Here is a 24,845-nt window from a genome sequence, read left to right as displayed (position 1 = left end):
GCTTTTGGTGGATTTTTAAAACTTATACAAAAACGCTAAGAACATAATTGTTTTTTTCGTGAATTTTCTACTCTATGTGCTTACTAATATCTGTGCGAAAAAACTCTTCTTAGCTTTGCCTTTTCCATTGAAAGGCAGCTAACCTAATTTTTTTCACAGAATGATTCTAGGGTTTTACTGGAATAAATCCCTCCGATCAACCCGTGAATAATGGAGTCCCAAACCCCGGTGATAATTTTCACTTCAGGAATTTCCTTAGGATTCGGGCAACTGAACTCTATGGGGTCCGAAATGAAATAATATCCGGCCACTAGACTTCCCTGCCTGGCGGATTTCACTTCTTGCGTATTAGGTTTAAATACTAGAGCCTTGGAATCTTTTTGGAACGTAAGAACGGTTTTATGACATCCGAATAAAACCAAAACCAGAATTACAAGAATTTGTTTCACCATGGATAACACTCCACTTCCAGAGTTTGGGGAGAATAAATCCCGAGTGTCGATTGCTCTAATACTACGTCCCAAAATGTCATAAACTGATGCACTGACTTAGGTCCTTGGGGACAAAGAGAAGCGAGATTTACAACCTTTTCATTCGGCAAAAGACCCATTAGATAATAATGGTCCTTCATGCTGAAAGTCTCTCCTACCTTTCCTTTGGTATTTTTTTTCCGTTGGTCCAAAGCCGTTTTACATTCCGAACTTTCCGCATAGGCCAAACATGGCTCGGGCGGAATGGCGGGATACGTTACCCAAGCATGTCTACAATTGAAACCGAATAGGATCATAGTAAGGATATTTAATAAAGTCCGATTGATCATATAATTCATCCTCCCTCGAATTTCAGTTTTCAATTATGCTGCCTATACACTCTGATCGGAACTCCGTCTTTTCCGGTACTGATATAAACGAAATCCGAGCCGAATGTGAAGACCGAAATGGCCGAAAAGATCTGCTGCACGTTACTTGGATCGCCGAGTCCATTGGCTCCGATCTTAGACCAAACGTTCGCGGAATTAGGATTAGTCGAGTTCGTCCTATAAATCCTAATTCCTCCCGGATTATCAAACCCTACATACAAATATGAACCGTTTTTGATCAGCATGGAAATCGTCCGATTCGTAGGATCTCCGAAGTCAACATTCCCGCTTCCGTTATTTGCGATTAAACTCCAATCGCCTGATTCGCAACTGTCTGCCGCTCCGGTAAGGGCCGGACTACATACCCAGATCTGGGCCCTACGATTAGAGTCGTCGGTTCCGCCCGTACAACCGTTTGTTCCCGAGAATGGAGTAGTCCTAAAACCGGTAATTGTTCCGGCATCCGCCAAACATACGTTCCTTGCCACATATAGTTTTCCGTTAAATTCGGCAAAGGCTGGAAATGCCTTATCACCCGGGATCAGATCGAAGAATTTATATAACTCTAAGGAAAACCAGTTATTGCTCGGATTGTCCGTCGGACTCTCCACGTTATGCCAGTATTGATTTGTTCTAGGTCCGACCTCCAACCAATTAGCGCAAGTATCCGGAGCGGAACAAGGGGTAGTAGGATCCGGACTAGTCGAACGTATAATAGATCCGTTATGCCCGATTGCAGGCCCTCCACCATTCGCGGCATAGATCAAATTATTGAAAGTAAATACCGAATCAACATCCAAATAATGTCCCCAATTCGGAGAGGAATTGAGAGCCACTCCATTCGCAGTTCCTCCGAAATACGGAAGATAATTAATATACGTACGTTTTCCCTTGATGGCGACGGTATTTGCGTCGCAGTTATTTCCGGCGATGCAGTATCCGGTATCCGTATCCGCAGAATTAAAACTGATAAAACCGAAATCGGGAGAATCGTTGGCGGTATTTCCATCCCAATTTCGTTTCGCCCAACCTACCAAAAGTCTATTGTTCAACGTCAACATACTGGAAGGTGCAGCAGTAATTCCACCGGTTATATTGGCCCAATCCGTATATTTGAAATTTAAAGTATTATCGGAATCTAATGTATAATATACGTAATCACCGAAATAATATTGTCCTGCGATCAGTTGTGTTTTTGCCCCTGCTGCGAACAGGAAAGAATCCGACCCTAAAGATCCTACCGCAAAAATTCCCCTGCCGCTTTCATTATCGGGACCACATCCCAAAGCCCTGTCTGCGGAATTCGGAGTACATCCGGCATGCCCGAGAGTTTTAATGACCCCGTTTCCGGTATTTGCTGTATTTGTGGAAGTCCAAGAATCGTTTGCTTGGATCCCTACCCCACCCGGAGAAGCAACCGAATCACGGGGAAGACTAAAGCCGATCAGCTCCGGATTAGAACCGTCATAATTGAATCTGAGCGCAGCATTTCCCGCATTATTCGGTCCGCTATAAATTCTTCCTTTATAATCCACTAAATTCCCGAAAGTGGATCCGTAAGGATCAAACAATAGAGGGCCGTCGTCAAAATTTATCGGTGCAGAACCGCATCCTAAAAAGTTTACTCTATCGAAAGGACTAGATTGTATATTTTCCCCGTTTCCTGAATCCCTGATGGATCCCCAGGAAGAATTGTCGAATCCGTCCCCATTCACTCCGTTGGCCGCAATCAAAGAATATTGGCTTCCGGATTGTATATTACTATGGGACAAACAAACCTTGTTAGGATCCGCTGCTGCTCCTCCACAAGAAGTTCCGTCTAACGCAACAGCGCTTTGGATTTCTCCCAACGAAGCGGTATTTAATTTATAACGTTTCGCACATTCAGTCGGACTGGAGCAAAGAGCCGAACCTAAGGCGTCCACTCCACCTAGATACGATTTCGAAAAACCTAATATGACCTGGTTTAAATTTGCACAAGAAGCGGACTTCAATTTGATCTGCTCCGCCGCAACAAAATCGGCTGTGTTCGGGCAAGTTAATGCACCTGAACTGGCGCTAAGGCTGGCTTTATCGGCAATTACAGTATATTCGGTCCCGGCCGTAAGAGCGGTCCCCAGAGTCATAATGAATACCCTGGAATTAGTAGTAGCCGGAGAGAGAGAAGAAATAGCGATCGAATCAGGAGACGGATAAGAAGCCGTGTAATTTGTGTTATCCGAACAGCGGACCTGGTTAGAATCTTCCATTGATGTGATCGCACTGGATTTGACTAACTTATAACGATACGGTGCTCCTGCCTGGGTATTTGCATACATCACTTTAGAATATTCTATTTGTATATGTGTGGAATCGATGTACTGCGCTCTTAAAAGAATCGGTCTCTCCGTATCGCTTATGATAGTAAATGTCGTATTTCCAACGATACCGTCCAGACTAGCTCGAGCAGTTAAAGGGTATCCTTGCGTAGTATTAAATACGGCGGTGACCACCCCCTTTGTCGATGGGTCATTACTAACGGTCGCATTTCCGCTTGTCCCGTTTGCCAGTATGATTTCCCAAAGAACGAGCCCGGTAATTTCCCTAACACCATCCGTATAAGTACCGATCGCTCTATAGGAATATTTTTCTCCGGAAATTAAGATCCATTCTTCCGGGGTAACGGAAATGGAAATCAGTTGGGCCGCATTTACGGTTAAAGTCGCAGTCCCCGTAATGGAACCTAGAACGGACTCGATCGTGGTTTGTCCGACTGCCATACTTGTCACAAGACCTTTTGAACCTGAATTATCGACAAGTGCTACGGATGTGTTTGAAGAGGACCAACTTGCAGAATCTGTAATATTCTGAGTACTTCCATCCGTATAGGTTCCTGTAGCAGTCAATTGAGGATTGATCCCCTTAGGTATCGTTATAGGATTTACCGAATTGTAAGTGATCTGAATTGAGACCAAAGCAGCCGCACTTACGGTCAAAACGGTATTTCCGCTAAAAGATCCGGAAGTAGCGGTAATTGTTGTGGTTCCCAAACTCAGAGCGTTCGCCAGTCCCTTTCCTGAATTCGTATTATTGATCGTAGCAACACTCGTAACGGAAGAAGTCCAAGTAACGGTAGAAGTCAAATCCTGAGTGGTTCCGTCCGAAAAAGAGCCGGTTGCAGTGAATTGACGAGTCAATCCCTTGGCTACATTCGGATTTGTCGGAGTAACCTGGATGGATTCCAGAACTGCAGCGGTAACCGTAAAGGATGCCGTCCCACTTACACCGGAATATTGAGCCGTTATAGTAGTGGAACCTATATCTGCCGCATGTGCAAGACCTATCGTTCCCGCATTATCTACTGTCGCCACGGAAGTAACGCTTGAACTCCAAGTTGCAGAATTTGTTATATTTTGGGTGCTTGTATCGCTATACACGCCGATGGCGGTCAGTTGAGCGGTCCTACCCTTCGCGACCGAAGGCAAAGGATTTTGACCGCTTGCATAAATTTCGATCCGATCCAAAACAGCCGCGGAAATATAAACGATCGCCGATCCGGTAATGACCGTCCCACCTACCAAATTAGGAGGTGCGGAAACTCTAATGGTCGTATTTCCGGAATTGATCGCAGTTAATAATCCTTTGGAACCGCTGGTATCGTTTATTTCCGCAATACTCGTATCATCCGAACTCCACGATACAATCGTTGTAATATCTTGGAAAGATCCGTCGGCAAAAGAACCCGTTGCGATATATTGCATGTTTCTTCCCTTGGGAAGTCCGTTACCGGAAGTTTGTCCGATCGGAGGATCCACGGGAGTGATCTGAATAGAAACTAAACTTGTATCCACTACATTCACTGCAATAGATGCCGAAATTCCCCTATAATTCGCTCTAAGCTGGGTATTTCCTGCCCGGATCCCGGTTATATCTATCGTATCTGGATCATTATTCGGATTATGTAATACTCTTAGAATGGATCCGTTCCCGGAAGTTACGGCAAGTCCGGGATCTCCGGTTAAATCCTGACTCGTACCGTCAGCAAATATTCCTGTGACGGAACATTGACGTACTACACCGATCGCCAAATCGGTATTCTGATTTTGGCAAGTAATCGTGATGGAAGTAACGGGAGCCCTAGTTACTTCTAATTCCATTTCGGAGGTAAAATTCTTAAACCCGATCCTTACTCTTGCTCTACCCATCTCGGCACCGAGCACTTGCCCGGGAACGATTCCGCCGAAACTTAGGATTGAGGGATCAGAAGAAGACCAGTTAGCCTTTTCCGTTATGTCTTCTCGTTCCCCGAAAGTATAGATTGCGGTCGCTTTTAAAGAGAGTGTGGAAGTTTTCGCAAAAGATCCGGAAGGAGAATATATTTCGATCCGTTCTAAACTCCCTTTTCCGAATAGAAGAAAAAGAAAAGGATTCATACCCGAGCCGCCCCCAGCCTGCATCCCCGCCAGAGCGGTCAAACTTGGCCAAATAGTACAGCTTTGAAAAAGAAAAACACCGAACAATACGTATCCGGAAATTCGAGGAAGGATCGATCGAACACGGACAAACATGCCAAATATATTCCTTTTTTATAATTTATTTCCAAATAGAGAGAAAATAAGTATAACGAAAAACAAACGCACTATAACAAGTAGTCGTCCGTTTTTCTACAAATTTTTCGGAACATCGAACAATACACGAAAATATTAATATAACAAATCACGTAAAACTAATCCTAAGTAATTAGAAATAGAATGTTTCAAAACAAAATCCCAAAATTTTTCACACAAAACCGTCGATCGAAATCATAAAATAAGCTTAATAAATTATTTATTTCCATTTTTCTAATGTACATTTACTTAAAATACCAATCCCATAATTACGTCTCCCAAGATCGTTTTATAACAAACGAACACTTTCATCGGACAAAAAACTATTAATAGTTTACTAAAAAATAGAAATTATGCAAATAGGTCGCAAAATGAGGAGGAGAAGAAGGAGATCGTTTAAAAATATGTAAGCGTTTAAAACGCATTCCATTTTTATAAAACGCGTTCAAACTACATATCGCCGAGTAGCCTACGGGAAAATTTAAAAAACCGGTTTCAATGGATCCAAAAAAGAAAGGAGAACTGCTCAATCATGCTTTTACAAAATTTTGTAGTCACCCCGGCAGTGGATGCCAAAAAAACTTCACTTGTTTGGACGATTGGGCTATTCTACTCTTTATTAGCTGCAATAAACATCAGTTTTTTTTCGGTGATGATCTTCGAAAATCAATCCGATCTACTTTTAAGAAACTTTAAATTCCAATCCAAAACGTTAGCGGAAAAACTCCTACAGGAATTAAGTCTGATACAATTGTCCAAAGGGGAAGTTCAGTCTTACGACCTATTCGAAAGAAATCTAAAATTTTTAGGGACCAACTCCTACAAAGTATTCGACGAGAACGGAGAGATCTGGATAGCCCAACCGAAACAACCGTCGGAAGAGAATATTTCTCCGGAGATCATCTCCGAGATAAAACAATTAGCCGATTCCTCCGGAAATTTTGTAGGAACTCCGTATAAGGTGGATCTAGACGAGACGAATTTTTCGATCCGCCTTCTCGTTCCTTTTAAATCCGTTCAAAAAGAACCTTTGTATCTGTTGGGATTCGCCTCCCTTCCTTCGATCCAAGAAAGAGTAACACATATATTCGCGCAGATGGGGATCGCAATTTTTTGGGGAATCGTTTTCCACGGACTGTTCGGATATTATTTGTATAGGAGAATATTCAAAAAGATAGGAATACTAAAAAATACCAGCCATAAGATGTATACGGGAGACTTAAGCTCCAGAGTTGTATGGAATTTCAAGAACCAAGACGAATTGGACGATTTAGGACAAACATTCAACGCGATGGCGTCTCAGATAGATTCGAACATGGAGAGGATCACCAAACTAAATCGAGAAATTTCCAAGGAATTAGCGATCGGCAAAGAAGTTCAACAGATGTTCCTGCCGAACAAGATTACACTTTCCAGAATGGAACGTTACGGCCTATCCATATATTATAAACCCTTGCGAGAGGTTAGCGGAGATTTATACAAATTTTACAGATTAGGCTCCGGCAAGGATTCCTCACAATATTTTTTTCTGGCAGATGCCTCCGGCCACGGGGTTAGCGCCGCGTTGGTCACGGTAGTACTTGGGATTTTTACGGATGCGGTTTCCTTAAAATATGAATCTCCTGAAAAAACATTAAGCAGATTAAGCGATCTGATCGGCACAAAACTACAATCATCATTCTTTGCAACCGCCCTTCTTTTAAGATTATATCCCGACGGGACCTTGGAATTATGTAATGCCGCTCATAATGAACCGTTGATCTTAAGACCCTCTACGGATGAAATACGGACCATACCCACTTCCGGCCCACCTATGGGAACCATCACTGGATATTCATATAAGTTAGAGCGAATAAAACTCGCTCCCGGAGATAAGATACTGATGTATACGGACGGCTTAGTCGAAACGATCGGAGCCGAAGGAACCGAATTCGGGTTACAGAGGGTACAAGAATATTTTTTACTGAACAAGAACAAGTCCTGCAAAGAGATCGTAGACGGACTTTCCTTTGAATTCGAAAAATTCGCCGTCCGATTCAGGGATGATGTGAGCATACTCGCTTTTGAGATCCCGAAATGAAACGTTCCGCATACGTTATCTCCATTCTGATCGTGATCGTTTTCTTTCCGATATCGGCCTATTGGATCGGGAACGCGAAAATTTTAGAGCTTAGGTATCTACTATTAAAAGAAAGGATCATGAATTACGACTTGGCATCGGTCGTTTTAAAATCCAGAGTTCGTCTTACATTTTTGAATTCGGAAAATTTTAAAGAGGAACTCGTCACAGGAATATTAGAAAGTTCCATTCTAAACGAATCCCCTGAAAATCTTAGACTGTCATTGTCACCATGGGAAAGATCCGGAACATGGATCGCCAATGTCGTCAGATTTTTAACCTTAAAACCCCCGATCCATTTGGAGGAAGACCTAGAGCAAATATTCTATCTTCAACTCGCTTTCGAAATGGAAAGAAGCGGGATATACGATAAAGCGGATGAACAATATCGGTCTCTGGAAAAAAAATTAGACGCCCAAACGGACGAGGCGGCATTCGTTTCCCTACATCGGGGTTTTTGTTTAGCGGTAAAAGGAGAATTGGAGAATGCGGTCATAAAACTGAAAGAGACAATAGAAAAATATCCCGGAACACATTATTCGGAAACTGCAGAATTATTACTTTCCTTATTATTACAAAATCTTGATATTCGAACTTCCTTCAAATCCGAGGGAACAAACTCCGAAAAAATCTCCTATTTATTTTCCATTGGAGATTGTTCGGAAACCTTAAAATATCTGGATAATATCCGAAATCCAACCAGAAATGAACAATATATGCGGGCCCGTTGCACCGAACTAAAAGGAGAGATCCCGGAAGCCGTAAAAAAATACACCAACATCATAAAAACAGGCGGTAAAGACAAGGCCTCCGTTCTTTCCAACCGAAGGCTCATGGTTATCGGAAAATTTAAATTTAAGGATAAAGCCGTTACGGAAAATTCCATAAAAACCGCGGAAATACTAAACGATAAAGAAGCGTTGGAAGATTTTCGTACCATAGAATTATCCGGAAAGGACCCATATATCACGTCGGAAAATCCGAAAAAGTTATATAAAACGGGAGCCTTGGCGAATACGATTTCCCAATACGTTGAAAAAGCTTCCGAAGAATTAAAACAAGTCAAAGAGATAATATTAAATTCTTTCCGAAAGCCGGAAGAGAAAAAAACGCAAATAAATAAACTAAGTGCAGCCGAAAATTCCCCCGATCTGTCTCATCTTACTCCCACTTTAAAAATACTCTTAAAGAACGGCAGGACCTTCTTTGTAGACTCCATTCTACTGGAAGAAAAAAAGTTCATTATAAATTCTGAACGTTTCGAAATCAGTATCCCGATTGAAAATATAGATTCCATTTCACTTACAGCGAAAGAAGATCATACAATAGAATTAAAATATGATTGGTTAAGTGTTACCGTGAAATCCCAATCGGAAAAAATTATAGGCTCGAAATTGAATTTCATTTCGGAAAGTTTCCGCGTGGAACACAAAGATCCACTGACCCCAAAGGAGAACTATCCGATCCTAGAGATCCAAGAAGCAAAGGCTTTTAAAATTGTTAAGTAGTTCTATGGAAGGTTGCCTATACTCGCTTCGCTCCTGAAGTTGGATAAATCCTAATAGAAATATTGCCATGGAAGATCCACCTATAAGCCGGATTTTGTACTCTTGCGAGTGATGATCATTTATCTTGGTCTTTCAGTTACCGAAAAGACTCTTTGCTCTCTACCCGCGGCCCTGCAGAACCAACGATGGCCGCCTATTCGAGATTGCACCCGGGAGGGTTTACATTGCCCGCCTTTTTACAAAAGCGGCGGTGGGCTCTTACCCCGCCATTTCACCCTTACTAGAAAACTAGCGGTATATTTTCTGCTGCACTTTCCATATCCGGTTTCTTACGATCCCGAACTCCGGGAATTACCCGGTCCCGCGGTTCTATGGTGTCCGGACTTTCCTCACAAACTCCCCGAATGAGGGAAAAATCCGCTCGATCAGAAAAGAAAGCGCGACCATCCGGCAGACCTTCCAAAACGAGTATAAAAAAAAATCCGCGTAAGGCTATCCGTTTTCATACCATATAACTTGAAAAAAGATCGTTTCGCACAGAGAACACAGAGTGCACGGAGGGACCGAATCATTCCTCTGTGTTCTCCGTGAACTCCGTGTGAAATAAAAATGTAAAGAAAAGACCTTCCCTATTTTGCAACCTTCTCCCCAAAGCTCTCTCATATTTACTAATGTCATCGAAGAAAATACAAAAGCCTCATCCTGGAAGTTCCGAAAAAGCCAGGAAAGCCCTACGCTGGTTCGGAAGACTCTACGGTTCCTTATTTTATAAAACAGAAGTTTATGGATTAGAGAACGTACCTCAAACCGGAAGGGTCCTGGTACTCTCCAAACACCAAAGAAACGACGATATCCCGTTGGGACTCTCCAAAGCATTATATCATAGAAGAATGGATATCTGGGCGATCATGAAAGATTCCCTTGCTTCTCCCATTTATATGGACTATTTTCTAAAATGTGGAGGAATCCCCCTCAATAGAAAAGAACCTAGAAAAAGTAAAAACGACCTACTATTCGCTAAGAAAGTACTAAACGAAGGTAATATGCTCGTGATCTTTCCGGAACAAACCACAATTCCTTATAAAATGGGAAAGGGTCGCCCGGGCGGATTTAGATTCATTGTGGGAAAGCCGGAAGAGCCACTTCCTGTCCTATGCCTGGGATTGGAATATAAGCCAAGAGGATTCTTGCGTAGGACTAGCTTTATCGTCCGTGCTGGAAAACTTAGATACTTAACGGGGGATATGGACCCGGAAGATTTCCTCCATGACTGTATGCACGAGATCGCAAGCCTCACAAATCTCAAATACCCATTCGAACAGGCTAAAAAGACGAACGATTCAAATGGAGATCTAGAACTTCTCGAAACAATCTCCTAGAATCCATGTACTTTGGCTCGCACAGAGAGCACTGAGACCACGGAGGTGGGGTTCACGCCAAGACACTAGGTCGCAAAATTAAATTGTAGGAACTCCTATCGTGGGAATTAGAATCGCATATTGGAGTTCCTAATCACATTCCAACCGTATTTCCTATCTCCGTGTTCTCTGTGAGCTCCGTGTGCCAGCCACTTACCCAGAAAATCCCCACCTAAAATTAAAAAAAATCTAGTTTTTCCCAGAAACTTGGCACGGCGTTTGCACTATATCATACAAAGCCCTGGCTGAGAGATAAAAAGATGAACAGAATAATTAAAATTGCCTTAATTTTAAGCATCTCCACTGCAATTTATGCAGAACCTGAAACCAATGTGTTAGAGAGTTCGCTCAATAATTACACACCGGAGACAGAAGTCCAGCTGGCAAATAAGCTTACTGCCCTGGGAAGCCTAAAACAAAAAACCAGGGATTATGAAGGTGCAATCGCTTTTTATGATCAGTCCTTAGCTGTGAGAACAAAAATCGGTGATAAGGAAAGTTCCGGATACGCTCTAGTCCTGTATCTAAAATCCATCTCCGAATTCCGTCTCGGCAAATCCTGCCAAGCTTTAGAGAACATTAAAGAAGTTATCCATGTATACCAAAAGATTGGTGACCTTGATTCCGCTCTCCACGCAGAGGAAGAAGGTCTTAAAAAATACCAGGAAGCATGCAGCCTGGCTTTTGCGAAATAGCCAAGCCTGACTCTAAACAAGGACTAAGAAGCGCTAGGAAATCATCCCATCTCTAGTTCTAACTTCCCTGGTCCGCCCCTTTCGGGGCGGGCGCTTTTTTTGATTTGACTCCGTTTTTTTCCATCCTAATCTTACAGGAATTCCTGGGTTGGGATGACTCCCTTTCTTTCCCCGTCCAAAATACGTTTCTTTAGTTTTTTCTGAACCGCATCCATGCTATGATAAAACTTTAAGAAGCCATAAATAGAGAACACGGAGGCTTTACATGAAAATCGTTTTTAATTGGAAAAATTTAGATCATTCCGGAACGGCAGAAGATTATGCCGGAAAAAAGTTAGAACGAGTCTCTAAATACATACAAAAATTGGTTTCGATGGAAATTTCATTCGAACAGGTTCATGGACTGATCAGCGCTAATCTGAATTTAGCCGCAGACGGAAGCAAGTTTAACGCACAACATGAAGACAAAGATATTTATTCCTGCATAGACGGTTTAGAAGATAAGATCGTAAAACAAGTAAGTAAACACCACGACAAAAAAGCCGCTCATTGATGGACCAAGACAGGAAGTACGAAGAAGCGATAAAACATTTATCCGAGGGAGAGTTCGAGCTCTCCCGAAACTTATTCGATTCCCTATTGGAAGAAGACCCCGAAAACCCCGAGTTTGCCTCGGGGTTTTATATTTCTTCCTTCTGGGATCATAGAATCGATCGGATCCATCTCACAAAAGAAGGAAGAGAAAGAACGGGACTTTTATTGGAATTCCTGAAAGATTTCGATTCGGTGTATAAAAGTAAATCCTTCCCTCAAGAACTCTCCTATCATTCGGCGATGAGTTCAATTCTACAAGAAACTACGGACCAAGTGCGCATCGCACTTAGAAAAGAAGGCATTCAATCGCTTTCTCCTGGACTCATCGCGGAATTAGCTTACAGACTATTACTTGCTGAAGATACGGAACTTGCTTCCGAAGTATTACGTGATTCTTCCGGACTGGAAAGATTCTCTCCCGAATTATTATTTTTTAGAGCAGAATGTACATACCTAAGTGGGCAACAGGCGCAAGGACTGCTACTCTACAGAGAGGCTTTTTTAAAAGAACCGAGTGCGATCCGACTGGAATCCGTTCGTGCAGAGCCTATCTTCTCCGCGATACGGATCCTAAGAGAGGAATTTAAAGAAGAAGCTGAACTCAAAGAAGCATTACCTGTTCTTCTTCTAGAAAGAGGAGTATTCAAAGAGATCCGTAAAATGAGCGATAAGGAATTGGAAGCGTATCGTTCCGAATTGTTCAGACTTCGCGATTCTTTAGGGCTACGTAAAGGTGGAACGGAATTTAAGGTAAAGTGCAGAATGATCCAACTCTGTTGCGCTTTACTCGACTCCAGAACTTCTATCCTGTATGGAGAAGTAGCCCAGGAGGCTAAACGTATCCTGGATTCTTTAGATCCGAACTTATACCATAAAAGATTGAAAGTGTAAGGTTCGCACGGAGACCACAGGGTTCACAGAGAGACAACTTTCATACGAAAAACCTCTGTGTTCTCAGTGCGCTCTGTGCGAAAAAATTACTTAGAAGTGGATTCCAGAACTTGACGGATCTCTTGAGCAGTTCTATAATCCCCTTTTTCGATAAAGTATTGCTCTAACGCACCTAAGGTTTTAGAAGCTTGGGGATTTCTGGAAATTTCCAGAAGATGACGTGAATTCAGATCCACATCCACTCTTGCAGAAGAAGGAAGATCCACGAATTCGCGGTCTTCACCGACGGTTAGGGTTCCCGATCTTTCTGCCAAACTTGTTTCGTTGGAAGAAGAGAATCGGCCTACTGTTACTGCGAGAACTAAGATTGCAAGAGCTGCACTCAGGGAGTACTGGAAAGAACGGTTCCAGACAAAACTGCGGGAAAACTTGGACCAGGAGGTTTCTTCATCGAATCGGACATCTTTGAGGAGATTCTGCAGTCGAAGATCGAAATCCTTAGAAAGACGGATATCCTTCATCTGTTCCATTCTTAATTCGGAGACTGCTCGAACTAAAGAATTTTCTAATTTAACAAGATCCGGATCTTCTTTCTGAAAAATTGCCGAGAATCCGAATCTCGTGCTCTGCTGTTTACTTGTTTGTTTTTCCATACCTTACTACCTAAAAAAGCCTTCGCCCTTCCCATCTTTCATAATCAGATGTTTCAAAAATTCCTTTGCCTTAAAGAGCCGGCTTTTGACTGTTCCGATATTGGTTCCGAGGATCTCTGCTATTTGTGAATAGGACATTTCCTCGAAATACCGGAGCTCGATGACTTCTTTATATATATCCTCAAGCTCACCTATTTTGTTGATTAGATAGTTACTCTCGTCGGAAAGTTCTACTTTTTTTTCGAAGCTAATACGATCATCGGTGACCTGAAACTCGGAATCATCCATGGAATTCTCCCGGGCTCGTTTCCTTTTGGCCAGAAGGTCCTTGGACTTATTAACTACGATCCGGTACAACCAGGTATAAACCCCGGATTCTGCCCTAAAATTGCGTATTGAACGGTATCCAGAGATCAGGGCGTCTTGGACGATGTCTTCTGCGTCATCCCCGTCTTTTACCATGGAGACAGCTTTTCTATACAATCTCTCCCGATAAGGGCCGGTAAGTTCTATATATGCCTTGTCATCCCCTTCTTTGATCCGTTTTAGAAGCTGGATTTCTTTTTCTCGTACGGTTTGTTTGCGATGAGGATTATCGGTTTCGATCATTAGAAGCCTTTACGACATAGGTAGGCTCTTCCCTGGCCTTTGCAATAAAAATATGACGTAAAGAAGTCTGTGCAACCGTATGCGGTTTTAGGATTTTAACCTTCTAAGGAAAGATTGATGAGTATTAGGGACTCAGTTAATTCCAAAGGATCTCTAAAGCGTATCCCATATAAGAACTTTTGTTTAGAATCTACCTGTTTCGGGATTTTCCAAACTACGTCCCCTAAAAATTCCAAACGTTTACCGGTTCTTCTTTCGATGACAGAACCTTCGATCGGAACGGAGCCCGGCAGATCTTCTCCACTCATTAAAATGCAAATACCTGACTCGGAAATATTGCCTAGTTTTCCTTCCAAGGTAATGAGCCCGGAATCCACCTGCACGATGTACTCATCGAAATCTCTGGGATAAAATCTTGGGCTCCTAGGTTTTTGATCGGGGTCGCTCATCGATAAGGGTTCAAATTAGAAACGAATTCGACAAGTGTCCAGCGTTTTACTTTTTTCAGAAATCGAAGTAAATAAAAGGGATCTCTCCGTCGGGACTTAAGACCGCAAAACAAAATGCGATCAAAGGATAGAGAGAAAATTCCAACCAAGCCGGGATCTTCAACTCCTTTCCTTTTTCGTAAATCAGCCAACCTAGATAATGTCCAATGATCACACAAAGTATCGCAGGGATCCCTTGTTTTAACATATAAGGTCTCAGTTCCCCGCTCTGATATATGTACATTCCATGGATCATTTTCAGAGCGGATTCTATATTTGCGGAACGGAAGATCACCCCGAAGGTGACTGCCACCGAACTTGCGTATAGAACTCTAACGGGGGTTAATAATTTATCCCAAGAATCGGGAACGGTTAGGTTCGGGAATAATTTCGCTTTCCATTCTTTTAATACAGATTCTATTAATAGAAATCCGCCTTGGATAGAACCCCAGATCAAGAAGGTCCAATTGGCTCCGTGCCAAATCCCTCCCACGAACATCGTGAACCAAACGTTAAATCTATGGCGGAAGAGTCCCACACGATTCCCGCCCAGAGAGATATACACATAATCCCTAAGCCAACTAGAAAGAGTGATATGCCACCTTCTCCAGTGTTCCGTAACCGACTGAGAAATATAAGGCATTCTAAAATTCTCTGGTAACTCGTAACCTAAAAGCAGCGCCGCAGAATAGGCCATATCCGTGTAACCGCTAAAATCGCAATAAACCTGGACCCAGAAAAGAAATGCTCCCAACCAAAGAGCCTCCGTAGAATAGGCATCCGGGTTTTTAAAGATCAGATCCGCGATCGGGGAAATATTATCCGACAATACGACCTTCTTAAAATAACCCATTAGAAAATAACGGATCGCTTTTCTGAATGGTATATCTTCTATCTTTTTCTCGGTTTGTAATTGAGGTAAAAAACTTTTGGCAGTAACGATCGGTCCTGCCACCAATTGAGGAAAAAAGGATACGAATAACGCAAATTTTATGAAGTTTTTTTCGGAAGGAATCGCCCCCCTGTATACGTCTATCGTATAACTCAAACTCTGGAAGGTGTAGAAGGAAATCCCAACAGGAAGAACAATTTTAAGAATCGGGAATAAACTCGGGAAACCTAAAGTAACCAAGAACGCATTCAGATTTTCGCTCAAGAAACCGTAATATTTAAAAAAACCTAAAATGAATACAAGGTTCAATACCAGGCTGATTACGATCATCTTCTTGCGGAAACTTTGGTCCTTGGATTCGAAGATCAGGTCCGCTAAAAAGAAATCGATTACCGTGGATAATAAGATCAAACCGCCGAACTTCCAGTTCCAGCTCATATAGAAGATATAACTCATGATGAGTAGGAAGATATGGATAGACGATTTGCGTAACTTTGGCTCCGGGATAAGCGCCGGCAAAATGTACCAATGGGTTACAAATACGAAGGAGAAAAAAAGAAAAAATTCCAGTGTGGGAAAGATCACGTAGGTTCCCTAAATTAGGGGCATCTGCCCCAAAGAACGACTTTATTATTTATAAACCGTCTTTCGGTCCAGAAATACCGAGACAGGAACTAGGTCAAGGGATTCTCTTTCCTTTATCGGGTCGCTCTAGGCCGGAAACCTTTTAGTCAAGATTTTATCTCACAAAACGAAAGGAAGAATGTAAATCTCTTGCAAGATTTTTTCCATACTTTATTCGTAGTTTCGCATTCCATTCATATAAAGGAGTTCCGTTTTCAATGGTGAAAAACGTTTTAAAAAAAATCATCCTGACCTTGGTCCTGGTAGGAGCTAGCTTCGGTTCTTTGGCGAACTGTTTCGGAAAATTCGCACTTGTAAGAGTTTTCTACAATGCCAACGACGGGATCAATGTGGGCGGCGGCCTTCTTGCAAAAATCGTAAAAACGGTTCTGTTCTACATTCCTTTCGGATTTTTAATGGCAATCGGTGGATTTATCGACTTTCTTCTATTCAACCTGATCGAGTTCTGGTCCGGCAGTAACCCGGTAGGATTAAACGAGTACGATAAAGAAGGAAGATTCGCAAAATCTTTCGAACAAGACGGAGAAAAACTGACTTTAGTTTATACCGATTTCGGTTCCAGATTGGATCTGACTGCAGTTTCTAAAGAAGGGAAATCGGAAACCCTGACCGCTTTTCGTTCTCAACCCGGTAAATTTTTCGTAGAGAGAGAAGGAAATCTTTCCGAGATCGAAGTTACATCGCAATCCGTCGGATCCCAAGTGATCTTAAAACTTACCGAGCAAGGTAAATTAAAATCTTCTAAAGTAGTTGAAGCTCAAAGTTTGCAGGATCTGCAATTAAGAGCGGCAGAATCCCTTTAATATAAAGGCCGGGTCTATTCTTCCGACCTGACGTGCAAAAGATCCGCCCCGATTTTAAGGGCGGATCACTTTCCGATAATAACCTTTCAGGCTATTTATTCCCGGATTAAATACGTATCGATACCCTAAGTTTAGGGACGGGCTATAAATCTAGATTCAATCTTTAAAACGGAATTTTTTCCTAGTCCGCGTTTTGCAAACCATCTAGGATTCGCTTCCACCGCATACATTACCTTTTGGGTAGAATGATACAATACTTGCGTTTGGTTCGGGGCCATTTCGTAAACGTCGATGAGCTTTTTATCTTTTGAAAAATAACCGATACTCAATGGAATTAAGGTATTTTTCATCCAAAAAGAAAGGTAGTCCTCATTCGGAAAGATGAAGATCATTCCTTCATTCTCTCCTAACTTTTTGCGGAACATCAATCCTCTTTGTCTGGATTCGTCGGTGTTTGCAACCTCGACAAGCAAAGCATGCTCCCCTATATAGATGGTGGTTTTTTCTAAGTATAAGGGAGAATTATACTCCCCCCAACCCGCCATCGGAAGGCAGAATAGAACAGAAAGTAAGAAAAATCTAAAAATTTTCATGGTCCCTCAAAAATTAGGAGGACGTTTTTCTAAGAATGCTCCCATTCCTTCCTTGGATTCTTTTCCGGAGAATAGATTGGAAAATTCTTTTTTCTCGAATTCTTGTCCTTTAGATAACTGCATGTCTAATCCGTTCAGGATGACGGATTTGGCCGTAGAGACAGCGATTGGTCCTTTTTTGAGAATGGATTCCGCAGTCGCTTTAGCAGTGGAGATCAAATCTTCCCCGTCTTTAACAAGTTTATTTAATATACCGATACGATAAGCTTCTTCCGCACCGATCATATCTCCGGTAAAGATAAGTTCCGCAGCTCTTCCATAACCGATCAATCTCGCAAGTCTTTGGGTCCCGCCGAATCCAGGGATTAGCCCTAAAGAAACTTCGGGAAGTCCTAATTTTGCCTTTTCGGAACCGATACGAATATCGCAAGCAAGCGCAAGTTCCAGTCCTCCGCCCAATGCAAATCCGTTGACTGCCGCGATCGATATAAGTCTACTCTTCTGGATCCTGTCGAATGTGCTTTGTCCCAATGAGGCAAACTTCTCAGCCCCGCTTGTATTTAACTCTTTCATCTTAGCAATATCCGCTCCGGCTACGAAGGCTTTTCCTTGACCGGTTATGATAACAACTCGGATAGCAGGATCTTTTTCTAAGTTGGTTATCTCGCTAGTTAATTCGTTTAATAGTTCTTCGTTTAACGCGTTTAGCGCAGAAGGGCGGTTGATCTCCAGGATTGCCAGTTTGCCTTCTTTTTGCAAATGGATCAGCGATTCGTTCATAAATTTACTCCATCTCGATGATCAGAAAAAGTGTATCGTCTTCGAATTCCGCATCTCTAAAGAATGCGGACAATTCGGTTTGGACGGCTTCTTTAAACTGTTTTAAATCGGTAAAAGACTTATTTCTGTTCAGGATTTCAATAAGGCCTTCGCTTCCAAGCTGTTTTCCTTGCGGATTTCGATTCTCTATCAATCCGTCGGTATATAAAAATAACCTTTCTCCGGACTGGATCGGCAAAGAAACCAGTTCCGCGATAGGCCTTTTAATCCCGAATCCTAATATACTTCCGGTAGTTTCAATTTCCCTAAAGTCATTTCCGTTTCGGGAATGCATCAGATACGGATGTCCTCCATTCGCAAAATGGATCTCTTTAGAAATAAAATCGAAAAAGATATACACAGCGGAGGCATGATGGGATTTAAATTGCCTGAGAAGTGTCTCATCCAGATACTCCAATAATCGGACAGGATGAAGTTTAAGACGATAAGGCATCGTCGCTACCATAATTTTAATAAATGATGCGACTAACGCGGAAGCGATGCCGTGGCCCGCTATATCGGTCAAAAAAACCCCGGTGTTCCCTTCCCTTAACTGTATAAAATCGTAAAAATCTCCGCCGATCTCGTTAGGAGTGGATCTAAATACCTCGTATTTGAATCCTTTAATACTGATATCTTCCGGAAATAAAGTCTCCTGCACTTTTCTCGCAATTTGGAGTTCGTGCTGCAAAAATCTATACTCTGAATCCAGTTCGGAAGAAATACGGACTAATCTTCTGACAATCACTACGATCGTAGTCCCGATCAAACTTAGGATCAGGTAAACCACATCCGGAACGAATAGAACCAACGGGAATCCCGTAAAAGGGCCGTTCTTTAGTTTAAAATATATGAATCCGAGGTGCAATACGATGGAATAAGTCGCCGTTAAGAAACAACCCTTTACCTTAAGGCGGAACATTTGGAATAAGACCAAAAATCCGACTAGCAGGAAATAATTATTATATAGTTGTAAACTATGAAGATCGTCGAAGCTGTAAAACGATTCGTTTAAGATCAGCATCACTAAAAAAGTGATGCTACAATTCGTGCCGTGAATGACAGCAGGAAGATATTTCCTTTGAAAAGAAAGAACCAAGCTAAGTAGGTTTAAACTTAATATAAGGCCGAAATAAATAGTTCCATGAGGAGCATTCCGTATCTCAGGGATCAGGGCTAAAAAATATACTAGGAAATGAAGAAAAAATGCGAGTCGAATGAATGACTGATCGATCCGGACGAAATCTTTCCAAGCGCTTACCTCTCGGTAATTGAATTCGGTTTCCAGGAAAGACCAAGGGTTAAGTATCCCGCTAGCTTTTTTATTGGATAGATTCATCTAATATAAATTCGTAAATTTCAGAACCGTTAAATCTGATCGTCATGTTAAAGCCGGATCTAAGATATCGGTCCAATTTTTCCGCCAATTCCAAACCTTCTTTAGAATCCTTAATATTAGAATAATAGAAAGCAGCTGATTTTGATTTATAGTTATACGGAAATCTTTCGTTGATCAGTAAAGTAACACGAAATCCGCCTGGTCTTGTCTCTAAAACGATATGACTCACATCCTTGCGATTCAAGATCCTCTCATCCTTAGGTAGTTCCCAAGGATTGGTTACATCCGAAAAGATCGATACTCCGTAAAAAAACAGAGCGACCATACATAACAAGAAAGACGTCCGAGCATAATCGCGGGGAAATCCAGAAGTGTTATAATTAGGGACGCCGGTCTTCATGAGAGACAGGCACAAATCTTACAAAGGGCCTATGAAATGCAAATCAATAACCCAATCTTTCTCTTTCCGATTTTTTGCGATGCAAAGAAAAATACTTTTCCTTCTAGCTCAAGTTTCGCATATTCAAAGCCGCATGTTTTCCGAAAATAAATCCAAGCTAAAGACGGAAATGTGTCGATTGTTTGTCGTATTCATTCTTGTTTTTGAAACCTTCTACTCCTGCAAAGAAGAAGCGGGAGATCCGAATCCTTATGCTGATATTCTATCGTCGACTCCTCTTTCAAAGATAGAAAACTATGTCGGTTTGGAGTCCCAGGATTGGGACTCTAGGATTTTCAATTTGGACAAAGTAGCTTTGGAGTATGTAAAAGAACTAAATCGAGTGGATGGATTTACTGAATCACCTTCTCCATTAAAGGATCTTCAACCGTTCAAAACAACTCTATTAAATGCTTTGAATTCTCAATCTGGTCCGGTTGTTTCTCTTTTAAAAAAGAAACTTTTCCGTATTTACTTCTGTGAGGACTTAGGCGGCTCCGCAGTCACAGGGATCGTTCGAAAGGATGGGGATCCGATCGGAGGTTTTGTGATCTTAGATGCGAATACTCTCAACAGGAACGCAAACGATTGGATCAGTTATAAGGAAAATTCCTCCTTTCAAAAAGGAAATGTTAAGATACGAATCCGGATAGAAGAGGAAAAACAAAACTCCAAGTCGAATGCTCTTCGTTATATCCTATTACACGAATTTGGTCATATTCTTTCCGAAACGGAAAAGATAGGTCCAAGCTTTTTCTCCCATAAACGATCCTTTGCAAACTTTGAGTTCTATAAAGGTATTTGGAGATCGGAGAAGGTCAGTTATTTGGATGATTCCGTTTTTACATTCCGACCTCAAATCCGTTTTTATTCCGAATCTCTTTCTTTGGAAGAAAACTGGGAAAAAATTTATCCGGTCCTTTCCAAAACTCCTTTTCCTACACTATACTCTGCCACAAATGCGGACGATTTTTTTGCGGATTCTTTTGTTTCCTATGTGCATGTGATTTTGGAAAAGAAACCCTGGGCATTGGAAATATTAAAAAATAATAAAACGATTTTCAAAATGGGAAACGGTATAGAGAAAGATTCCTTGAGCACACAGAGGAAGATTATAGAAAAGATAATCTTTCCTTAGGTGATTTAAGGAGACACTGAGATGAGAGAGTCTCAAAGTTTAAACTTATCGACGGATTTCAAAAGTCCTTCGGATTGCCCATGCATCTCACTGGAATAAGAAGTCAGATCATCCGCTCCGGAAGCCACTTCCTGGGTTCCTTCCGAGATACTGACGATCGTTTTAGTGATCTCATCTGTAGCTCGTTTCTGTTCCTGGACCGCTTCCTCTATCTGTAAACTGAAACTCATCAGGAAATTCGCGGATTGATGGATGTCTTGTGTGTTCTTCTCTTGGGTCCGGACAGACTCCAATACTTTCTTCGCCGATAATCCGAAGGAATCAACGGAAGTTCTTAGCTTACGAAGGATATCGCTCGCCTCTTTCACCTTAGTGTTTCCGTTATGGACCGCGTTATTCGTCGAATCCACAAGTTCCCCGATCTCTTGCACCGAAGAAGAGGTCTGGGAGGCAAGTTTTCCGATCTCCTCCGCTACCACCGCAAATCCTTTGCCCGCTTCACCTGCACGTGCCGCTTCTATCGCCGCATTCAATGCAAGAAGATTCGTCTTTTCCGAAATCTCGGTTATGATCGATAAGATCTCGTTGATACGACTGGCACTTTCTCCGATCTCATCCATTGCCTGGTTTGTCGCTCCCATCGCGTTCTCACCCGTCAACGCTCTCTCTTGAGACTCGGAAGCCACTTGGGATAATGTCTGCATCTCATTATTGATCGTGCCGATCTGTTCGCGAAGAAGTACAACATTCGTATCGATCTCTTTCATGTTCTCGATCGCTTTCTCCATGGACCTGCGGACATTCTCCGCCGATGCAGCCAGTTCCTCCACCGCTGCGGACGATTCTTCCGCTGCGGAAGCCTGAGCCTGCGCAACATCCGAGAAGTTACGACTCGACTCCGCCATTTGGTCCGAGGTGTTATTCAATTTTGTGGAAGATGTTTTGATATCAAGAATGATCTTGGAAAGATTCACCTTCATTAGATCCATCGACTTGAGAAGCTTACCTATCTCATCCTCTCTCGATATATCCATATGCGATGTCAGATCTCCTTCCGCTATTTTCTCCGAAAAACCGATCGCTTCTAATAAGCCGGAGGTTATCAGTCGGTTAAAGATCAAGTTCAGAATGATCAGGATCACCACCATGATCACCAAAGACGACAAGATCGTCTGTAAGATCACTCCTCTCATATCCGACCAAAAGATCGAATCCGGGATCGACACTTCCACTGCCCAAGGTTTATCATAATTTCCTAATAAAAACGGGAAAAAATGATGGCCTTCTCCTCCTCCATGTAGAGAGAAAGGTTTTCCTGTTGCGATCCCTTCCGTAATCTGCTTCAGCCATTCTTGGTCCGGGTTCATTTTACCGACCAATGAAGGATCCTTTCCATTTGCGGCATAGGTCCCATTGGGAGAAATGAGAGTCAGATAACCTTCTCCCCTAAATGGTCGGATCGGGCCGAGTAGTTCCTGCAAGTTTTCCATGGCAAGGTCAATACCTACCACCCCGGAAAAACTTCCTCCTCGAAACACAGGTTTCACCAAGGAAACCATAAGTACATCTTTTCCACCTACAGGATAAGAAAAAGGGTCCGCAATATAATCATGCAGGGTCTTTTTCGGAATAGTATAGAACGCTCCGGACTCATCCAAATTTTCGTAATATATTACCGGCTCTATTGTGACGGCACCTTTCGATTTGTTGATATACGGTACAAATCTTCCTGTGCCGTCATGGTACGGCGGTTTATTCTTAAATCTTGCATCTTGTCCGTCAAAACCGTTAGGTTCGAATACCACCCAGGTTCCGAAATAATATTCGTTGGCCTCGACTAATTTCCATAACGCGGCGACAACTTCTTCCCGAGCGGGTTTAGAAGATTCTAATAGATACTGGGTCCCTCTGAGAGAACCCAACGCCAAATCCAAAAAATCCTTCACCTCATAAGTGAATCTTTCTCCGGCCATTCTGGAACCGTCTTCCACTTGATACTTCAGACTGAAATAAGATCCGATCGAGTTGATCGCAGTCAAAATGATCGAACCGGAGAGTAAAACCACCGACAGATAAAGTGAAATCCTGAACCGAATACTCATTTTATATATCCCTTATATACCTAGAAGTTTTGGCTGAACCCTATACTGAACCAAACCAAGTGAGAAGGAATTTTCTGAAGAAGATAAGACTCTCTCACGGATTGCCTCAATTGGTCCGGGATGGAAGTAGAGGAATTGATAAAATCCAATACTAACTGATTAGCGGGACCGTTCACCTTTCCCGGGTCCACGATCTTACCGTCCTTACTACTGGTATTTACATAACCTCCCGTCGCCCCGTAGTAATTATCCGTATCATAAATATATAAATTAGGTCTGTAAACGTCCGCAGCTTTTACGAAAAACTTTCCAAAAAAGAAAGTGATCGTGGAGGTGATATCCTGGATCCCGTATCTGTTATCCACGATATTATTGCTCATCGCATAGCCGATATTTACCTGTGGAAGTATCCGGAAAAAATTTCCTTCAAAAAACTCGTGGCCAACTGTCAACGAGAGATAATTCTTACCTGCCATCAAACCTGCGTTCTCTTGCGAAAATTGAGTAAAAAAGGAAACGGTAGGATTCGCCCATTGCAAGAAAGGTAATTTCCAAAAGAAAAAATATTCCTGCCAAGCCAAACGAGTGATCTGAGTGGAAGGGTTATTTGCTCCGGCAACACCTTGCGCGGCAGAAGAGTTGTATGCACCTAACGGAGGGGAAAGATACGCGGGGCTTTTTTGAAAAGTGTTATAAAACCAGATCCCTGCGGTAAATGTTCCCCAACTGGTCTTTTCAAAATTATAATAGAATGCATAGAACAATCCGTCCGAACGTTTCATACCGTTCTGTTCCTTTTTAAAAGCGGGAACGTCCCCACCGCAAGTAGAACCTGTGGTCGGATTTCCCGCTAAAAAGTTACTTTGAGTATCGTAAGGACAAGCAGAGTTTAACGCGTCCGGAGAAGGAGCGGAAAATGGACTCAAAGAACCCGCTGCCCCTTGTCCAGGATAAGCAGGTCCGGCCCCTCCTGGATACATTTGTAATCTTCCATCGCTGTCCCTATCGTTACGTTCCGTTAATTGGAAATTTCCCCAAAACTGGACCTGGAAACCTTTTAAAGGAGTATTAAAGGTGAGCGTAGGTTGATAAGAAGGAACGAAAGTCATAGCTCTATAACTTTCGTTATTTCTGCGGTTCGCGATCTCGCCGGAGAAACTAAGTCCCCGCCAAATAAAGTCCGTAACCACCTCATGAATCACTTCTATCGAAGTATCTCCCCCGTTACCGTTGCTGGATCCCGCACTCGGACCGTACATATTAGGAGGACCGGTCTCCACATGTCCTTGCGGAATATCGGAACCTTTTTGAGGAGGCCCTTTTTTGTCCAAGGTAGATGCCCCAGTATTCTGCCTTCCTTTTTCATAACTTACCTGAGCAACATTTTCCTTGCCTACGAAACGGACGTAGTCGTCATTCTCGGCTACTAATACCTTTTCTTCGTCTTCTAAAATGATCTTACCTCGGACTACTTGTCCGTTCTTCAAACGAACAAAATCAGCCGAGAATAATTCTCCAAAACCAAAAAGAATGAACAATCCTACCGTGAAGGCGAGCAGACGCTTCGGCCAAACTTCAAGGAACATAATTTTGTCTCCAATATAAACTAGGGCGGGCACCCTACTATCTCTAGATATTTCCCAAGTACATAGAGC

Annotated in this window: 21 protein-coding genes and 1 other RNA gene; 8 read left to right on the top strand and 14 right to left on the bottom strand. The window is 42.3% G+C overall.

Features of this window, described 5'->3' with window-relative positions; all coding sequences use genetic code 11:
• Positions 1-143: 143 nt before the first annotated feature.
• The 3 genes from AB3N61_RS05435 to AB3N61_RS05425 are packed head-to-tail and all read right to left on the bottom strand — an operon-like array spanning position 144 to position 5,271.
• On the bottom strand, positions 144-452 hold the full coding sequence (locus tag AB3N61_RS05435) for an LIC_10461 domain-containing protein (protein WP_020771362.1): 309 nt from the start codon (positions 450-452) through the stop codon (positions 144-146).
• Positions 446-820, bottom strand: coding sequence for a Bor/Iss family lipoprotein (locus AB3N61_RS05430; RefSeq protein ID WP_020771210.1), 375 nt, complete (start codon positions 818-820; stop codon positions 446-448). The genes AB3N61_RS05435 and AB3N61_RS05430 overlap by 7 nt, the downstream gene beginning before the upstream one ends.
• 29 nt (positions 821-849) lie before the next feature.
• Positions 850-5,271: an Ig-like domain-containing protein gene (locus AB3N61_RS05425; protein ID WP_367898673.1), complete on the bottom strand. Its 4,422-nt coding sequence runs from the start codon at positions 5,269-5,271 to the stop codon at positions 850-852.
• A 706-nt stretch (positions 5,272-5,977) separates the two neighbouring features.
• Between AB3N61_RS05425 and AB3N61_RS05420 the strand changes: the two genes are divergently transcribed.
• Together AB3N61_RS05420 and AB3N61_RS05415 are read left to right on the top strand one after the other, a co-directional pair.
• Positions 5,978-7,525 (top strand): SpoIIE family protein phosphatase, encoded by a 1,548-nt coding sequence (locus tag AB3N61_RS05420; protein ID WP_367898672.1) that lies wholly within the window; start codon positions 5,978-5,980, stop codon positions 7,523-7,525.
• The gene (locus AB3N61_RS05415) at positions 7,522-9,072 is read left to right on the top strand and encodes a hypothetical protein (protein ID WP_367898671.1); all 1,551 of its coding nucleotides are present in this window, start codon (positions 7,522-7,524) and stop codon (positions 9,070-9,072) included. Before AB3N61_RS05420 ends, AB3N61_RS05415 begins: the two co-directional genes overlap by 4 nt.
• Positions 9,073-9,139: 67 nt before the next feature.
• Here the strand turns inward: AB3N61_RS05415 and rnpB are convergent.
• Positions 9,140-9,531: RNase P RNA component class A (gene rnpB, locus AB3N61_RS05410), an RNA gene on the bottom strand.
• Positions 9,532-9,743: 212 nt separating this feature from the next.
• On the opposite strand from rnpB, the gene AB3N61_RS05405 reads away from it, so the two are divergent.
• The 4 genes from AB3N61_RS05405 (at position 9,744) to AB3N61_RS05390 (ending at position 12,670) form a co-directional block, all read left to right on the top strand.
• On the top strand, positions 9,744-10,451 hold the full coding sequence (locus AB3N61_RS05405; RefSeq protein WP_020771351.1) for a lysophospholipid acyltransferase family protein: 708 nt from the start codon (positions 9,744-9,746) through the stop codon (positions 10,449-10,451).
• 299 nt (positions 10,452-10,750) lie between these two features.
• Entirely contained in the window at positions 10,751-11,185 is a 435-nt protein-coding gene (locus AB3N61_RS05400) for a tetratricopeptide repeat protein (protein ID WP_020771266.1), read from the top strand.
• A 265-nt stretch (positions 11,186-11,450) separates the two neighbouring features.
• Positions 11,451-11,738: a ribosome hibernation-promoting factor, HPF/YfiA family gene (gene hpf / locus AB3N61_RS05395; protein WP_020771476.1), complete on the top strand. Its 288-nt coding sequence runs from the start codon at positions 11,451-11,453 to the stop codon at positions 11,736-11,738.
• A complete protein-coding gene (locus tag AB3N61_RS05390) occupies positions 11,738-12,670 on the top strand; it encodes a hypothetical protein (protein ID WP_020771258.1) in 933 nt (310 codons plus the stop codon). Before hpf ends, AB3N61_RS05390 begins: the two co-directional genes overlap by 1 nt.
• 86 nt (positions 12,671-12,756) lie before the next feature.
• On the opposite strand, the gene AB3N61_RS05385 is transcribed toward AB3N61_RS05390, so the two are convergent.
• From AB3N61_RS05385 to AB3N61_RS05370, 4 genes are all read right to left on the bottom strand, one after another.
• Entirely contained in the window at positions 12,757-13,323 is a 567-nt protein-coding gene (locus AB3N61_RS05385; protein ID WP_367898670.1) for an LIMLP_12425 family protein, read from the bottom strand.
• A gap of 6 nt (positions 13,324-13,329) precedes the next feature.
• Positions 13,330-13,932, bottom strand: coding sequence for an RNA polymerase sigma factor (locus tag AB3N61_RS05380; protein ID WP_020771118.1), 603 nt, complete (start codon positions 13,930-13,932; stop codon positions 13,330-13,332).
• A gap of 95 nt (positions 13,933-14,027) precedes the next feature.
• Positions 14,028-14,381, bottom strand: a complete 354-nt coding sequence (locus AB3N61_RS05375; RefSeq protein WP_036090943.1) for a PilZ domain-containing protein — start codon at positions 14,379-14,381, stop codon at positions 14,028-14,030.
• A gap of 55 nt (positions 14,382-14,436) precedes the next feature.
• Positions 14,437-15,897, bottom strand: coding sequence for an MBOAT family O-acyltransferase (locus tag AB3N61_RS05370; protein ID WP_367898669.1), 1,461 nt, complete (start codon positions 15,895-15,897; stop codon positions 14,437-14,439).
• A 257-nt stretch (positions 15,898-16,154) separates the two neighbouring features.
• Here AB3N61_RS05370 and AB3N61_RS05365 point away from each other — a divergent pair, with 257 nt between their 5' ends.
• On the top strand, positions 16,155-16,760 hold the full coding sequence (locus tag AB3N61_RS05365) for a DUF3332 family protein (protein ID WP_020771454.1): 606 nt from the start codon (positions 16,155-16,157) through the stop codon (positions 16,758-16,760).
• Positions 16,761-16,891: 131 nt separating this feature from the next.
• Here the strand turns inward: AB3N61_RS05365 and AB3N61_RS05360 are convergent, their stop codons facing one another.
• From AB3N61_RS05360 to AB3N61_RS05345, 4 genes are read right to left on the bottom strand one after another with little or no spacing between them, the layout of a single operon-like run.
• Positions 16,892-17,353 (bottom strand): DUF192 domain-containing protein, encoded by a 462-nt coding sequence (locus tag AB3N61_RS05360; protein WP_020771452.1) that lies wholly within the window; start codon positions 17,351-17,353, stop codon positions 16,892-16,894.
• 6 nt (positions 17,354-17,359) lie between these two features.
• Positions 17,360-18,133, bottom strand: coding sequence for an enoyl-CoA hydratase-related protein (locus AB3N61_RS05355; RefSeq protein ID WP_367898668.1), 774 nt, complete (start codon positions 18,131-18,133; stop codon positions 17,360-17,362).
• 4 nt (positions 18,134-18,137) lie between these two features.
• Complete coding sequence (locus AB3N61_RS05350) at positions 18,138-19,511, bottom strand: PP2C family protein-serine/threonine phosphatase (RefSeq protein WP_020771156.1); 1,374 nt, start codon at positions 19,509-19,511, stop codon at positions 18,138-18,140.
• Positions 19,495-19,911, bottom strand: coding sequence for a hypothetical protein (locus tag AB3N61_RS05345; RefSeq protein ID WP_412758391.1), 417 nt, complete (start codon positions 19,909-19,911; stop codon positions 19,495-19,497). Before AB3N61_RS05345 ends, AB3N61_RS05350 begins: the two co-directional genes overlap by 17 nt.
• Positions 19,912-20,089: 178 nt before the next feature.
• On the opposite strand from AB3N61_RS05345, the gene AB3N61_RS05340 reads away from it, so the two are divergent.
• Entirely contained in the window at positions 20,090-21,088 is a 999-nt protein-coding gene (locus tag AB3N61_RS05340) for a hypothetical protein (RefSeq protein ID WP_367898666.1), read from the top strand.
• A gap of 32 nt (positions 21,089-21,120) precedes the next feature.
• Here AB3N61_RS05340 and AB3N61_RS05335 read toward each other — a convergent pair whose 3' ends face one another.
• Together AB3N61_RS05335 and AB3N61_RS05330 are read right to left on the bottom strand one after the other, a co-directional pair.
• Positions 21,121-23,190, bottom strand: coding sequence for a methyl-accepting chemotaxis protein (locus AB3N61_RS05335; protein ID WP_367898665.1), 2,070 nt, complete (start codon positions 23,188-23,190; stop codon positions 21,121-21,123).
• Positions 23,191-23,210: 20 nt separating this feature from the next.
• The gene (locus AB3N61_RS05330; RefSeq protein WP_257588010.1) at positions 23,211-24,776 is read right to left on the bottom strand and encodes an LA_0442/LA_0875 N-terminal domain-containing protein; all 1,566 of its coding nucleotides are present in this window, start codon (positions 24,774-24,776) and stop codon (positions 23,211-23,213) included.
• Between the last annotated feature and the right edge of the window lie 69 nt (positions 24,777-24,845).

Source organism: Leptospira sp. WS58.C1 (assembly GCF_040833995.1).
Taxonomy (GTDB): Bacteria; Spirochaetota; Leptospiria; order Leptospirales; family Leptospiraceae; genus Leptospira_B; species Leptospira_B cinconiae.
This window is presented reverse-complemented; position numbering and strand designations above follow the sequence as displayed.